The organism is Maritimimonas sp. 2205BS37-2, assembly GCF_056591755.1.
Window position 1 is genome coordinate 44,990 of the sequence record NZ_JBWQOI010000003.1, and the last position, 14,564, is coordinate 59,553.

The following is a 14,564-nucleotide window of genomic DNA, read 5'->3' on the forward strand; positions in this document are numbered from 1 at the left end:
ACCGAGGCTATGCCCCGGCTGAAGTTGCGTACTTCTTTTTCATATATTTTACTAAATCTTTACAAAAACTACACGCCTATTTTGGGCCTTACCATTGACTGTTTTATTATCTCCAACAGGCTCACTTTCACCTTTACCATCAGTTTGCAGTCTATCATCAGAAATATTATAAATTTTAATAAGAGCATCTCTTACTGCATCGGCGCGCTTTTTTGATAGTGTCATATTAGTGTCATCAGGTCCGTCTGAATCAGTATGACCAATAATATTTAAACGCATATCGGGTACTTGTTTTAATGCTTGCGAAACTTGTCTGATAATCCCATAAGATTGTGGTTGTATATTCGCAGAACCCGAGTCAAACAAAATACCATTAGTTGAAAATTTACCTTGGTTAATAAGTTGTCGTCTTAAGTCAATACCACCCTCGGCTACTTTGAGATTCTTTATAAATAAACGCTCCTTACCATCTTTTAAATAGGGGATTTCAAATCTCAATCTATTTAAAATATTTCCAGGGGGTAAAAATCGTGGAATATCAACATATTTTTTCTCATTAACCCATAATCTAAACCGTTGTTTGTTTACGGCAACCGCAATATGAGGCCTCTTTAAAATCACATTCCTTATATCGGCTGTTATATTATTATTAATACCCGATTTGTTCGATCGAACTCTTATACCAACAGGATGATATTGGCATAGCGGTATGCTTACATAAGCATTATTACTCCATTTAAATTGATCGGTATCGTTTAAAATAACTCTAAAAACAGTACTTGAAGAAGTTTTTTGATCAATCCCTGTAGCCATAATATCAAATTCAACAGTATACTCTTCTGGTAATTCTGGGACATCTGGTATATAAAAGGTATTATACCCTGCCTTAATTTCAAACCACTTTTCGGTGCCTTCATTAATGGTTACCACCTCACCGGTTCCATTTGTATTCCATTTTGATGGAAAGTCACCTATAAAATCATTAGAAAAATCATCATAGAATAAGAGTTTATCACCAGGCACAAAATCAAACTTACTATATACTTTAACGTCATTCGGTGTATTCGATTCATTAGAGGCATTACCACTTGATCCTGAACTTTGATTTGAACCAGAATTATCATTTGAAGCGGTATCATTTGAAGCAACCTCAGCATCATCTTCATTTTTTTCCTTTCGTTTCTGGGTAATTAATTTTTTAGCAGTTTTGATGCTATACTTCAATGCTTTTTTGGCACGATTCATTTGTAATGTAGCCTTTCCTTGCTTTAAAATACCTGCACCATCTATATCAGAAATTGCATCTGGCGCAGTAGCCAAAACGCGTTCACTGTCTTCGACGGCGTCTAATAAAAGCTCTAAATCATCATCTTCTAAAGGCTTTCCAGCTTCAGCATAACCATCAAATCGGTAAACTTTGTCATATAGATCAAATGATTCGCGTACAAAGGCATCTACACTAGTTATTCCTACCCTACCATTCGGACGTTTTAATTTTTTAGTTTGAGCTTGGATGCTATATTGAAAAAGGAAAAATGCAAAAATCAAGAAAACTAAAAATGTTCTTGTTGACGGTTTCATTACTTTTAATTTAGATAAGAGATGTTAGAAAGAAAAATACTAAAGACAAAAATTAACACTAAATCGAAATTTACAATTTAGGTGGAGGATCGTATAATTACAAAAATAAGGCTGTAGGCTTATTTGATGTATAAAATATGTAACATTACTTACCACATATGTAACTATATACTAACTTTTAACAGGTGAGAATCAAAAATGAAAAAAGGGGAAAAATCCCCCTTCATCATAATTGAAAAACCTTTTTCATAGCAAATTATTTTTACTCTTTTTCATAACTGGCATAACGGTTCTTTTTCATAGCGTAACCTTATAGCCCTAAATAATTAACACCACAAATCTCACTAAAGAAATGTATTCATCAAACAGATTTTGTATAGTTGGTATAAAAAAGTGTATAGATTTCATAATACCTAGCAATTGTAAATTATAAGTTAATTCTAACTTTTTATACTTAATTTAGTGCAACGCATACATGAACTCAATAAACAAATAAGGGTTTATGTTACATTTGATTAAATTTAACTCTAGATGTTAAAAGCCGTAATTATAGATGATGAGCCAAAAGCCATTCAAGGATTATCTTGGGAACTTTCAAATTTTAGCGACGAAATTGAAATTGTGGCTACATTTACTGAACCCGAAAAAGCACTTTATTATATTAAAAGTGCCAATATAGATTGTCTTTTTTTAGATGTGGAAATGCCAACTATGGATGGTTTTCAATTTCTAGAAAAATTAGATAATAAAGATTTTGCGGTTATCATAACTACAGCTTATAATGAATATGCTATTAAAGCGCTTAAGAAAGAAGCTATTGATTATCTCTTGAAACCAATAGATTCGGACGACCTTAAAGACGCAATAACAAAAATTAAAAAATACAATTCACGAATTACCAATGCCGATAAATTTGAAAAAATCCTGCTTAATTTTAATGATAAACTAAGTCATAAAAAAATTACAATTAATACAGACGGTAAGCTTGTTTTTTTAGAACCAGAAGATATTTTATACGCAGAGTCTGATGGTAATTATGCGACACTTTTTTTGCAAAACAATAAACAGATTGTTTTAACAAAAAAATTAAAAGAGGTTGGGGCACTACTGCCCGAAGATCATTTTTTTAGAATTCATAATTCTTATATTATTAATTTAAATAAGATTAAGGAATTCTTAAAGACTGATGGTTATGTTGTTTTAGAGAATAATAAGAGAATCCCTGTTTCTCGTCAGCGTAAATCAGATTTTCTAGGTAAACTATAATGTAAAAACTAATGAAAAAGATTTTTTGCTTCATTTTAATCTTAACATGTGCACATGTTTATGCACAAAAAAAAGTATTTAGTGTAGCAAAAAGTGCAGATAGCATTCTAAAAACGCGGCCTATAACCTATAAAGAGATAAACAACATTTTAAGGTTTTATCGCAACGATACTGTGAAGCTTCGCTTTTTAATCGATAAGTTCGATAAAAACAAATATTTAGATGGCAAAACCTATGTTCTAAATCTTTTAGGAACTCGTTTTAGAAACTATTCTGAGTACAATAAAGCCATTACGATTCACAAAGAGGCTCTGAAAGCCGCCGAACAAGCAAAAAATATTGAATTTAGGGTTTTCAGCCTAAATATGTTGGGAGTTGATTATAGGCGAATGGATGCCAATAGAACGGCTTTAGACTATCACCAAGAAGCGTTGGTACTCGCCGAAAAAATAAAAAATCCTAATATTGGTATTAGAAGAAGTATTGCTGTTTCCTATAACAGTATGGGTAATATCTATTTACTTTTAAAACAGTTCGAACTTGCCATTGAACAATTTTTAAAATCACAAGAAATTGAAAAAGATATAAATAACCAATTAGGCTTAGCCATTAATAATCAAAACATTGGTTATGCTCAAGAAGGACTTGGAAACTTAGATGAAGCCTTGAATTATTACAAAACTTCACTAGATATAAATACTAAAATCAATAATCGATTGGGCAAGGTGATTTGCAATAGTAGTGTCGCCCAAATTTATATAAAACAAAATAAGGCAAAAGAAGCACTAGCCATAATTGAGAAAAACCTTCCAGAAGCCTTAAAGCAAAAGGACAAATACTTTATTTCTTCTGAATATATCAATTTAGGCTGGGCGCAAACTAAGTTAGGAAATTACGTCGCGGCAGAGAATAACCTTATCAAAGGATTGGATCTAGCTAAAGAGTATAATTTATCTTTTGTAATATCTGAAGCCTATACACATCTATCTGAACTAGCAGAAAGAAGGAATGACTATAAGAATGGACTTGCATATTATAAGTTGGCTGAAGAGTTTGATGAAAAAATGTCTAACGAGCGGAACACCCAATATGTGAATGACCTTATTATAAAATATGATAGTGAGAAAAAGAATAATCAAATTGAAGTACTAGCTAAGCAAAATGAAATTGCCAATTTAAGTCTTCGAAAAAATAGAAACATCTGGCTTATTAGTTTAATTGCTTTATTCCTTCTAGGTACTGTTCTTTATTTTCTATACAGACAGCGATTGCTTAAAAACGAAAAACGGATTCTAACGTTAGAACAAGATATGCTTCGTATACAAATGAATCCTCATTTTATCTTTAATGCTCTTAATTCTATTAAACTTTATATTATAAATAATGAGCAAAAAAATGCAGTTCACTACTTAAATAAATTCTCTAAACTTATTCGTAAAATATTAGATGCTTCTTCTGTTAAAGAAACTACACTTTCTCAAGAATTGGAAACCATGGATCTTTACATGAGTATTGAAAACATTCGATTTTCAAATGAAATTCAATATGAGATTAATGTTGATCCTTCCATTAGTTTAGAAACTATCAAAGTGCCCCCATTGGTCTTGCAACCTTTTATCGAAAATGCTATTTGGCACGGCTTATCGTCTAAGAAAGGTGATAAAAAGGTAAATATCTCGGTAAAACAGTCTTCTGATGAGTTCATACAAATTAATATTGAAGACAACGGTATTGGCAGAAAAGAGTCAGCTAAAATCAAAGCAAAAAAAGTTATCAATCGAAAATCAATTGGTATAGAATTAACTCGTGAAAGATTGGCGAATTTTGTAAAGAATTTTAAAAATTCTTTCTCACTTACCTATAAAGATTTGGTAGATGATGCAAATAATGCCTTGGGCACAAAGCTTATACTTCAATTACCTCTTTATTAAAACTTTAAATCGAGTGTCAATTGTTCAGGTAATAGCTTGAATGATTTTCTATGATAGTGAGTTGCACCATATTTTCTAATCGCTGCTCGATGCTCTTTGGTAGGATAACCTTTATTTCGCTTCCAATTAAAGTTAGGAAATTCTTTATGAATCTTTTCCATATATTCATCGCGATAGGTTTTCGCTAAGATCGAAGCAGCTGCTATGCTTAAATATTTACCGTCACCTTTTACGATAGTTTCATGCCCAACATTTTTATAATTCTTAAACTTGTTTCCATCTACTATAATAAATTCAGGTTGAATTTTCAAATCTTCAAGAGAACGATGCATTGCGAGAATTGAAGCATTTAAAATATTTATTTCGTCAATTTCTTCTTGCCAAACAAAACTTACTGCATAGGCAAGTGCCTGCTTTTCAATAAAAGGTCTCAACTCTTTTCTTTGTTTTTCTGTAAGCTGTTTTGAATCGTTTAAAAGCGGGTGTTCAAAACTTTCAGGTAGGATAACGGCTGAAGCCACTACCGGACCGCACAAGCAACCTCTACCCGCCTCATCGGTTCCTGCTTCAAATTTATATTTCGAGAAATTATGCAATAACATCTTTTCAAAAATAGATGTAAATGTTAAAACAGCCTTTAAAATTTTAGTAATTTTTTATGATCAAATAATGTACCTTTGCTAGTCTATTTAAAAGTGTATGCAAAAATCGATTTTCGTACTTATCTTCTTACTAACCACTTTCTTTTCGTTTGCCCAAATTGTTCCAAGTAAATCTGGAGAAGTTAATGATTTTGGTAATTCACAACGAAATGATACGCTTAGAAATCAGAAAGAAAAAACGATCAAGTTAAGTGGAAAAACAACCTATAAAGATTATAAAGTTATTTCGTATGCATTTGATACTACTTATGTAGACACCACCTTATCAAGATTAAAAGATTATAAATTCAATTATATACGAAAAGAAAACTTTGAATTATTACCTTTTCATAATCAAGGGCAGACCTTTAATACTTTGGGTTACACTTTTGGCGAGGCTATTCTTTATCCAAGATTAGGAGCAAGAGCTAAACACTTCAATTACTATGAAACTAAAGACATCGATTATTATCGAGTTGCCACTCCTACTACTGAATTAATGTATAGAACGGGTTTGGAGCAAGGGCAGGTATTAGATGCACTGTTCACCTTTAACACCTCGAAAAGATTAAATTTCTCTATCGCCTATAAAGGATTAAGATCTCTAGGTAAATACCGTACAACTTTAAGCAGTCATGGTAATTTAAGAATAACTACAAACTATCAAACTAAAAATAAAGCTTATAATCTGAGGGCTCATCTTGTTACACAAGATTTAACTAATGATGAAAACGGAGGTCTCACTGATGAATCTGTTATTAATTTTGAAACTGATGATGGAAATTTTTCTGATCGTGCCCGTTTAGAAACCAACTTTAATGATGGTGAAAACCTTCTACGCGGTAATCGTTATTATCTAGAGCATGATTATAAAATTTGGCAACGAAAAGATTCGGTAAACAATGTTAAAACCTATCTAAAAGTTGGTAATATACTTAATTATGAACGTAAGCATTATGATTACCGACAAGCAGCTGCATATAGTGGTTTTGGAACTTCATTTAATTCGGTTATCAATGATGAATTAGAAAACACTTCGTTGAAGGCACAGGCGTATCTCGCACTAAAATCACCAATCGTATTGGGTGAAGTAAAATTTAAAACTGATTATTACGACTTTCAGCATGGTTACAATAGCATTGCAATAATTAATAATGAAACAATAACCGATAAACTCAACGGCAATACGATTGCCATTGGTGGCGAATGGAAAACGCGCTTAAAAAAATTCAACATCAATGCAGACGCTTCAACTATACTCTCGGGAGACCTTACCGGGAACTACATCAAAGCTTCTGCCAGTTATTCTCAGGATAGCTTATTCACTTTTACAGGAACAATCTTAAATAATAACCGTTCACCTAATTTCAACTTTTTATTAAATCAAAGTAGTTATTTAGGATATAACTGGAGAAAAAATTTTAGAAATGAAATTACTAGAAGCTTGATTTTTGATTTGAAATCTGATAAGCTTTTAAACGCAAATGCACAAATTACGCAATTAGATAATTACGCATATTTTGGTGATGCCGCAACCTCTTCAACGGGTCAACCGGAACCCTTACAGGCGGACGAGACTATTAATTACTTAAAAATAAAAATCTCAAAAGATCTTAAAATTGGGAAATTTGGCTTTGATAATACCATAATGTATCAAAAAGCAACCAATGGAAGTGATATTTTTAGAGTTCCAGAATTTGTAACTCGAAATACGATTTACTTTGCTGATCATTTATTTAAAGGCGACCCACTCTATATACAAGCTGGAGTAACGCTAAATTATTTTACTAAGTACTTTGCGAATAGTTATAACCCCGTGATTTCAGAATTTTATCTTCAAAACGAAAAGGAAATTGGAGGCTACCCCGTTCTGGACTTCTTTATTAATGCGCAAATACAACGAACGCGTATTTATTTTAAATTAGAGCATTTCAATTCTGGCTTCGGAAATACCAATGAGCACTATTCTGCTCCACTTTATCCTTTCCGAGATTTTACCGTTAGATTTGGTTTAGTTTGGAATTTCTTTATTTAAGAAGTAGTTACCTTTGTGGCAAGCTGCTTAATTTTTATATGAAAGGCCGCAAAAAATAATGTCATAAACGGACTTAACCAATTAAATATAGCATAAAAAGCATAATCTACTACTGGTACACCTAATACGCCGCTATGATAAGCTCCGCATGTATTCCACGGAATAAGTACTGAGGTTACAGTACCAGAATCTTCTAAGGTTCTACTTAAATTCTCAGGGGCTAAACCTTTATCTTCATAGGCTTTTTTAAACATTTTCCCTGGTACAACAATAGCGAGGTATTGATCTGAAGCCGTTGCATTTAATATTAAACAACTACCAATTGTACTGGCAAACAGTCCAAGAACCGATGTTGCAAGCTTTAGTAATGATGCTGTAATCCTTGCTAATGCACCAATGGCATCCATTACTCCTCCAAATACCATTGCGCAAACTATGAGCCATATGGTTCCTAACATGCCCTTCATCCCTCCGGCCGAAAAGAGATCATTCAGTTCTGCGCTACTAGTCTCAACAGCAGAGTTTACGGTCATTGCATTCATAACACCTTTATATGCTGATGTGAAATTTAGCGAATCAGCTCCTCCTACTTTAGCAACAATATCAGGTTGCGCTATAATCGCCGCAGCTCCTCCCAACAAAGTCCCCACTAAAAGTGCTACCAATGGTGGTGTTTTTCTCACAATCATAAAGATTACAACAACTGGCACAATAAATAACCAAGGACTTATATTAAAGGCGCCATCTATAGCGGTTAATTTATCAGAAATATCAGGACTCCCCGTTGTTTCTATACTTAAACCTATAATGATAAAAACAATTAAAGTAATTGTAATCGTTGGTATCGTCGTATATGTCATGTATTTAATATGACTAAACAATTCTCCTCCAGCCATAGCCGGAGCAAGGTTTGTTGTATCACTTAATGGAGACATTTTATCTCCAAAATAAGCGCCTGATAGAACGGCACCAGCGGTCATCCCTAAGGATATACCTAAAGTATTACCAATACCTATTAATGCTATACCTACGGTAGCAGCAGTTGTCCAACTACTTCCTGTGGCAATAGAAATAATAGCACATATAATTACACAAGCTGCCAAGAAAATGGTTGGATTTAATATCTGTAAACCATAATATATCATTGAGGGAATTATACCGCTTATAAGCCAAGTACCAGCTAAAGCACCAACCATCAATAATATAAGTAAAGCTCCTGTTGTAGATTTAACATTCTCGGCAACCTCTTCTAACATTCTTTTGTAAGAAACCTTATTTCTGAACCCTACAATTGCAGCAAACGCAGCGCCTAACAATAAGATAAACTGATTACTACCACTTAAAGCATCATCACCATAAACATATACATTATAGAAGAGCATGATAACGAGCACAAGCACTGGTAACAATGCTTCCCAAATACTAAGCTCTCTATTTTCAATTATCTTTTGGTCATCTATTTCAATTTCGGTAATATTTTTATCATCGCTCATATGGCCGTTTTTAAACCTTGTAATGATACAAAGAAATATAAAACTATGCAATTTGCTCTAGCAGTTGCCTAGGCATCAAGAGCGTTCTTATCAAAAAAATGCTTAAATTTATCAATAACTTAAACTAAAATAGAAACATGAAAAAACTAACAAATTATTTGCTCATTGCTATTGTAGTGCTGGGCACACTTGCATTTGTAAGCACTAAAGAATCATCGGATACGTTTGCTATTGAAAAAGCAGCTTTTTTAGAACTTCTTGAAGAGTCTAAATCATATACTATAGAATTGGCGGAAGCAATGCCAGCGGATAAATATACTTTTAGACCTCACGACTCTATCAGAAGTTTTGGAGAACAATTAGCACATATTGGCATGTCTTCAAAATTCTTAACTGATATTTTTATTAAGGGCGGGCCGATGCCTACTCAAGAGCAATTTGCAGAAGCTGCAAAAATGGAAAAGGAAATGGGGGCCGATAAAGAGAAGTGTATTGCAACTTTAAAAGAAACCTTTAAATATATTAAAGACACTTATAAGGGAATGAGTGAAGAGCAAATGAAAGAAACTTTTAAAGTTCCATTCGACCCAAAACAACCCGAATTCACTAAGAAAAAAGGGTTTGATTTTATTAAAGACCATGCGATACATCATAGAGGGCAAGCTTTAGTTTCCTTACGTATGCAAGGTGTTAAAGCGCCTCAGTACAGATTATACTAAGAGTAAAACACTTAAATGAAAAAGCCCGCTCGATGAGCGGGCTTTTTCATTTAAGTGTTTAGAAGAATTAGATATTTGTTTCTGCAAATTGTTTATAAAACCTCTCCAGATTCTTTCAGCTTTTCTGCATTCTCGGCTAATTTTAATTCCTCAATAATTTTATGAATATCGCCATCTATAATTTTACCTAAATCGTAAAGGGTTAAACCAATTCTATGTTCTGTTACGCGTCCTTGGGGGTAATTATATGTTCTAATTTTTGCAGAGCGATCACCACTTGAAACCATACTTTTTCTTCGCGCAGCATCTTCAGCTTGTTTCTTTGCTAATTCGGCTTCATACAAACGAGAACGCAATACCTTAATGGCTTTTTCTAAATTTTTATGCTGCGATTTTTCATCTTGACATTTGGCTTCAATACCTGTTGGAATATGTTTTAACTGAATCGCAGAATATGTAGTATTTACACTTTGTCCTCCGGGGCCTGTAGAAGTAGTACGGATAATCTTAACATCTTTCATATCAAGTTCTACGTCAAACTCTTCGGCCTCAGGAAGTACCATCACGGTTGCTGCTGATGTATGCACTCTACCTTGTGTCTCCGTTTGCGGAACTCGTTGTACTCGATGTACACCTGCCTCAAACTTTAGGTCTCCATAGACATCTTCACCAGTAACACTGAAAATAATTTCTTTAAACCCACCTGAGGTTCCTTCATTCAAATCTACCACCTCAGTTTTCCAACCTTTATCAGAACAGAATTTAGTATACATGCGATATAAGTCACCTGCAAAAATGCTCGCTTCATCTCCTCCTGTACCTGCTCGAATTTCCATCATAACATTTTTCTCATCTTCAGGATCTTTAGGAATTAACATGTATTTTATTTCTTCTTCTAGCTTTGGTAACTTTTCATTGGCTTCATCTAATTCAAGTTGAGCCATCTCTACCATCTCAGCATCAGAGCCATCGTCAATTATTTCTTTAGCTTCTTTGATGTTAGCTAAAAACTGTTCATAAATCGCCCCTTTGTCTGTTAACGCTTTCAGATCTTTATACTCTTTGTTAAGCTTCACATATCGTTTTTGATCAGAAATAATATCGGGTTGAATAATTAAGTCTGAAACTTCATCAAAACGCTGTTTTACTATACGTAATCTATCTAACATCTTTGCTTTTTAAGGATTGCAAATTTAATGAATTCTAAACAGTTAGAAAACCATCTAATAATATTTGCTAAGCCCTTATTTTAACTATAAATTTGTATAAATCTAAATAATCTCAATTTTAAAATATGAAAAAACTAGTATATCTACTCAGCCTTAGTTTATTAGTAACCTATGGTTGTGGTGAAAAGAAAAAAGAGGAAACAAAAAAAGTAGAAACTTCCACCGAAGAAGTTAAAAAACCTGAAGTAAAAGAAGACCCCATTAGCAATGATATAGTCATAGAGAGTGATGATAATATGCGTTTTAGCCTGAAGAAAATTACCGTAAATGGTGGGCAAAAGGTTAAAATTACATTAAAGCATGTAGGTCAAATGTCTAAAGAAGTAATGGGGCATAACTTGGTGATCTTAAAAAAAGGCACTAACCTCAATGAGTTCGGACAAAAAGCCAATGTCGCAAAAGACACTGATTATATTCCTGTTGATATGAAAGATAGTGTAATTGCCATGACAAAAATGATTGGTGGCGGAGAAGAAACTACTATTGAGTTTGATGCTCCTGAAGCTGGAGAATATGACTTTCTATGTTCCTTCCCGGCGCATTACGCTATCATGAAAGGTAAATTTATTGTAAAATAACAAATACCGTTATGTTAATTAAGAGCATCCTCTATTGTTAGGATGCTCTTTTATATTCAGGATTCTTTCTTGCTTTAAAAATTTCTCTTAATAACCTTACCCAGAAATTCCATTTTGTTTCTTTTTTGACATTCAGAAAATGGTTTTCTACATTGTCAAAAGCATCTTCAATAAAAGCATCATGGAGCCATCTAATTGCTAAAGGCCAACTTAAAAAGGCTTGCCCTTTAAGTTTCATCCTTATGGTATGTTTCAACTGCGTTTTAGATGCTTCAACTTCTTTTATTTTGAATTCATGAATACCAATAAAGCCTGTAGGTTTAGAAAATTGAAACTGAATATACTCGCCAGGTATATATTCTTTAACAACATATCGAATTATACCATGACCTCCTTTTGACCCCACTTTAAGCCCTTGATCTAATTTCATTCTGGGCCATTTATCTACGGCAAGTATTTGGTCTTCTTTTGATGCTAACGTTTCAAACAACTTAGAAATTTCCAATAATGGTTGATCAATAATCCTAGCATGCTCATTTAATATTCTCATGCCTTTGTAGGTATTTTTACTGTTAGTGCAGCAATTTGTAATTCTATTCTTTTTAGTTCTCGTAAAACATCATTCTTATGCATAAGCTGCCAAACATATACTTTAATCATGCTTATAAACAATGCACTAAAAAGCCCAATGACTGCCCATAAAAGAAGTTCGTTAGTAACATCTGTGTTGAAAAACTGTACAATGCAATAAACGAAAAGTGCTAAAAAGGCCATTGTAATTATATTCATAATAATCAGTAACCAACCATTTTTACCTTTAAACACACCTCCTATTTTACTAAAAACATCTAATTCATCTAACTCATCGTAGAATTTCGATTCTTCTAATGTTAATGTTTCTTTTATTATTCTATCAATCTCTTCATTATGATTTTTCATGATCCTTATTTTTTAATATTGATTTTAATTTTTCTCGAGCATAAAATAATCTCGATTTTACAGTGCCTCTTGAGACTTTTAATATGTTGCTTATGTCTAATACAGAGTACTCTTCAACATAAAATAATCGCAATACCACTTGCTGATTTTCGGGTAATTGATGAATTGCCTTTAAAACAATCTTAGAATGATCGTTAGTAAAAACAGTATCATTATTAATAATAGTTCTATCATCATTATAATTTTGATTCGTTTTTAAATTCTCATAATAGCTTTTCAGCTTTTTATCAGTTCTTGTCTTCTTCCGTAAAGTATCAATCGCTTTTCTATTTACAATACTTAATGCCCAACTTCCAAAGCTATTTGGGTCTTTTAACATATCTAACTTTCCAAAAATAACAGTCCAGCTGTCTTGTGCGATATCTTTTGCCAAATCTAGGTTTTTAACATGCCAAAAAGCTTGTTTACAAAATCTTGTATGCCAACGTTTAACAAGTAATGAATAGGCATTCTTATCGCCATTCTTGCATTGCAATACTAATAACCCATCAAAGACTTTATTGGTTGATTTCATATGTTCTCACATAATAGACGATAAACAGTATTTTAGGTTCAATATATTGATAAAATTAGTGAAACATTATTAGCATTAATTGTTAACTATATGTATTGCTATTAGTATTTTTGCCACATGGCAAGAAAAAATAGAAAACAATTTTTTGAACAATTGGAGGTAATTGATGCTGGTGCAAAGGGTAAATCGGTTGCAAAAGCCCCAGACGGGAAAGTGATTTTTTTACCAAATGCAGTTCCAGGTGATGTGGTAGATGTGCAAACTTTCAAAAAGCGAAAAGCGTATTACGAGGGTAAAGCTGTTTCATTTCATTCATTGTCAGATAAAAGAACAAAACCGGAATGTAAGCATTTTGGTACCTGTGGCGGTTGTAAATGGCAATATATGGCTTATGAACACCAGTTATTTTACAAACAAAAAGAAGTCACTAATAATTTAACTCGTTTAGGAGGTATAGAATTACCCGAAGTGACACCCATATTAGGATCAAAAGAACACTACTTTTATCGTAATAAAATGGAGTTTTCATTTAGTGATAGTCGTTGGCTAACACAAGAAGAAATTGAATCAGATAAAGATCTAGGCGATAAGAATGCACTTGGATTTCACATTCCTGGTATGTGGGACAAAATTTTAGATATCGAAAAATGTCACTTACAAAAAGACCCAAGTAATGCCATTCGAGTAGCAATAAAAAACTTTGCAATAAAAAATAACCTTGCATTTTACAATACCAGAAATCAAACTGGGTTTTTACGCACATTAATGATTCGTACTTCTACCACAAATGAAGTCATGGTGTTGATTCAGTTTTTTAAGGAAGATATTCTAAAGCGAGAATTGTTATTAGATTTTATCAAGACCTCATTTCCGCAAATAACTTCGTTATTATATGTTATCAATTCTAAAGCTAATGATACCATTTATGATCAAGAAGTACTATGTTATCATGGACGCGATCATATCTTTGAAGAAATGGAAGGTTTAAGCTTTAAGATTAATGCAAAGTCTTTTTATCAAACAAATTCTGAACAGGCGTATGAATTGTATAAAATCACACGTGATTTTGCTTCTCTCAAAGGAAATGAAATCGTCTACGATCTTTATACTGGTACAGGTACTATTGCTCAGTTTATTGCGAAGAAAGTAAAAAAAGTAATTGGTGTTGAAGCGGTATCAGATGCTATTAGTGCAGCGAAAGAAAATGCCCAAAGAAATGAAATTACGAATGCAGAATTTTATGTAGGTGATATGGCTAAGGTTTTTGATGAAGCTTTTATTGCTAAACATGGTAAACCAGATGTTGTCATTACAGATCCTCCAAGAGATGGTATGCACAAGAAAGTAGTTGGACAACTGCTAAAATTGCAAGCACCAAAAATAGTTTATGTAAGCTGCAATTCGGCAACACAAGCTCGAGATTTAGCAATTTTGGATGAAAAGTATAAAGTTGTTAAAACCCAAGCAGTAGATATGTTTCCACAGACCCATCATGTAGAAAACGTGGTATTACTTCAATTAAAATAAATTAAAAAAGGGGTTTTTCCTATAAAGAAATAGGGTTTTCCCTCTTGATAA

At 33.0% G+C, this 14,564-nt stretch carries 13 protein-coding genes; 6 read left to right on the forward strand and 7 right to left on the reverse strand.

Annotation, left to right across the window (positions count from 1 at the left end):
- Nucleotides 1-51: 51 nt before the first annotated feature.
- Complete coding sequence (locus tag AC1EUU_RS13125) at nucleotides 52-1,581, reverse strand: OmpA family protein (RefSeq protein WP_480201901.1); 1,530 nt, start codon at nucleotides 1,579-1,581, stop codon at nucleotides 52-54.
- 531 nt (nucleotides 1,582-2,112) lie between these two features.
- On the opposite strand from AC1EUU_RS13125, the gene AC1EUU_RS13130 reads away from it, so the two are divergent.
- Entirely contained in the window at nucleotides 2,113-2,847 is a 735-nt protein-coding gene (locus tag AC1EUU_RS13130) for a LytR/AlgR family response regulator transcription factor (RefSeq protein ID WP_480201902.1), read from the forward strand.
- An 11-nt stretch (nucleotides 2,848-2,858) separates the two neighbouring features.
- A complete protein-coding gene (locus AC1EUU_RS13135) occupies nucleotides 2,859-4,778 on the forward strand; it encodes a tetratricopeptide repeat-containing sensor histidine kinase (protein WP_480201903.1) in 1,920 nt (639 codons plus the stop codon).
- Here AC1EUU_RS13135 and AC1EUU_RS13140 read toward each other — a convergent pair.
- Nucleotides 4,775-5,380 carry a ribonuclease HII gene (locus AC1EUU_RS13140; protein ID WP_480201904.1) on the reverse strand — a complete coding sequence of 202 codons (606 nt, stop codon included), beginning with the start codon at nucleotides 5,378-5,380 and terminating at the stop codon, nucleotides 4,775-4,777. The genes AC1EUU_RS13135 and AC1EUU_RS13140 overlap by 4 nt on opposite strands.
- Nucleotides 5,381-5,477: 97 nt before the next feature.
- On the opposite strand from AC1EUU_RS13140, the gene AC1EUU_RS13145 reads away from it, so the two are divergent.
- Nucleotides 5,478-7,454, forward strand: a complete 1,977-nt coding sequence (locus AC1EUU_RS13145) for a putative porin (RefSeq protein WP_480201905.1) — start codon at nucleotides 5,478-5,480, stop codon at nucleotides 7,452-7,454.
- Here the strand turns inward: AC1EUU_RS13145 and nhaC are convergent.
- Nucleotides 7,451-8,971 (reverse strand): Na+/H+ antiporter NhaC, encoded by a 1,521-nt coding sequence (nhaC, locus tag AC1EUU_RS13150; RefSeq protein ID WP_480202332.1) that lies wholly within the window; start codon nucleotides 8,969-8,971, stop codon nucleotides 7,451-7,453. The genes AC1EUU_RS13145 and nhaC overlap by 4 nt on opposite strands.
- Nucleotides 8,972-9,084: 113 nt before the next feature.
- Here nhaC and AC1EUU_RS13155 point away from each other — a divergent pair, with 113 nt between their 5' ends.
- Nucleotides 9,085-9,666 carry a DinB family protein gene (locus tag AC1EUU_RS13155; RefSeq protein ID WP_480201906.1) on the forward strand — a complete coding sequence of 194 codons (582 nt, stop codon included), beginning with the start codon at nucleotides 9,085-9,087 and terminating at the stop codon, nucleotides 9,664-9,666.
- Nucleotides 9,667-9,758: 92 nt separating this feature from the next.
- Here AC1EUU_RS13155 and prfA read toward each other — a convergent pair whose 3' ends face one another.
- Nucleotides 9,759-10,835, reverse strand: coding sequence for a peptide chain release factor 1 (gene prfA, locus AC1EUU_RS13160; RefSeq protein WP_480201907.1), 1,077 nt, complete (start codon nucleotides 10,833-10,835; stop codon nucleotides 9,759-9,761).
- A 125-nt stretch (nucleotides 10,836-10,960) separates the two neighbouring features.
- On the opposite strand from prfA, the gene azu reads away from it, so the two are divergent.
- Nucleotides 10,961-11,473 (forward strand): azurin, encoded by a 513-nt coding sequence (gene azu / locus AC1EUU_RS13165; RefSeq protein ID WP_480201908.1) that lies wholly within the window; start codon nucleotides 10,961-10,963, stop codon nucleotides 11,471-11,473.
- Between the two features lie 37 nt (nucleotides 11,474-11,510).
- On the opposite strand, the gene AC1EUU_RS13170 is transcribed toward azu, so the two are convergent.
- The 3 genes from AC1EUU_RS13170 to AC1EUU_RS13180 are packed head-to-tail and all read right to left on the reverse strand — an operon-like array spanning nucleotide 11,511 to nucleotide 12,986.
- Nucleotides 11,511-12,023 carry a hypothetical protein gene (locus tag AC1EUU_RS13170; protein WP_480201909.1) on the reverse strand — a complete coding sequence of 171 codons (513 nt, stop codon included), beginning with the start codon at nucleotides 12,021-12,023 and terminating at the stop codon, nucleotides 11,511-11,513.
- Nucleotides 12,020-12,412, reverse strand: a complete 393-nt coding sequence (locus tag AC1EUU_RS13175; protein WP_480201910.1) for a DUF6768 family protein — start codon at nucleotides 12,410-12,412, stop codon at nucleotides 12,020-12,022. Before AC1EUU_RS13175 ends, AC1EUU_RS13170 begins: the two co-directional genes overlap by 4 nt.
- The gene (locus AC1EUU_RS13180; RefSeq protein ID WP_480201911.1) at nucleotides 12,399-12,986 is read right to left on the reverse strand and encodes an RNA polymerase sigma factor; all 588 of its coding nucleotides are present in this window, start codon (nucleotides 12,984-12,986) and stop codon (nucleotides 12,399-12,401) included. Before AC1EUU_RS13180 ends, AC1EUU_RS13175 begins: the two co-directional genes overlap by 14 nt.
- A 117-nt stretch (nucleotides 12,987-13,103) precedes the next feature.
- On the opposite strand from AC1EUU_RS13180, the gene rlmD reads away from it, so the two are divergent.
- The gene (rlmD, locus tag AC1EUU_RS13185; RefSeq protein ID WP_480201912.1) at nucleotides 13,104-14,513 is read left to right on the forward strand and encodes a 23S rRNA (uracil(1939)-C(5))-methyltransferase RlmD; all 1,410 of its coding nucleotides are present in this window, start codon (nucleotides 13,104-13,106) and stop codon (nucleotides 14,511-14,513) included.
- The last annotated feature ends 51 nt before the right edge of the window (nucleotides 14,514-14,564 follow it).

Coding starts and splice junctions, on each gene's coding strand:
- AC1EUU_RS13170 (WP_480201909.1), bottom strand. CDS start 12,023: ATGAGAATATTAAATGAGCATGCTAGGATTATTGATCAACCATTATTG.
- AC1EUU_RS13145 (WP_480201905.1), top strand. CDS start 5,478: ATGCAAAAATCGATTTTCGTACTTATCTTCTTACTAACCACTTTCTTT.
- AC1EUU_RS13135 (WP_480201903.1), top strand. CDS start 2,859: ATGAAAAAGATTTTTTGCTTCATTTTAATCTTAACATGTGCACATGTT.
- AC1EUU_RS13175 (WP_480201910.1), bottom strand. CDS start 12,412: ATGAAAAATCATAATGAAGAGATTGATAGAATAATAAAAGAAACATTA.
- AC1EUU_RS13130 (WP_480201902.1), top strand. CDS start 2,113: ATGTTAAAAGCCGTAATTATAGATGATGAGCCAAAAGCCATTCAAGGA.
- AC1EUU_RS13140 (WP_480201904.1), bottom strand. CDS start 5,380: ATGTTATTGCATAATTTCTCGAAATATAAATTTGAAGCAGGAACCGAT.
- rlmD (WP_480201912.1), top strand. CDS start 13,104: ATGGCAAGAAAAAATAGAAAACAATTTTTTGAACAATTGGAGGTAATT.
- prfA (WP_480201907.1), bottom strand. CDS start 10,835: ATGTTAGATAGATTACGTATAGTAAAACAGCGTTTTGATGAAGTTTCA.
- AC1EUU_RS13180 (WP_480201911.1), bottom strand. CDS start 12,986: ATGAAATCAACCAATAAAGTCTTTGATGGGTTATTAGTATTGCAATGC.
- AC1EUU_RS13155 (WP_480201906.1), top strand. CDS start 9,085: ATGAAAAAACTAACAAATTATTTGCTCATTGCTATTGTAGTGCTGGGC.
- AC1EUU_RS13125 (WP_480201901.1), bottom strand. CDS start 1,581: ATGAAACCGTCAACAAGAACATTTTTAGTTTTCTTGATTTTTGCATTT.
- azu (WP_480201908.1), top strand. CDS start 10,961: ATGAAAAAACTAGTATATCTACTCAGCCTTAGTTTATTAGTAACCTAT.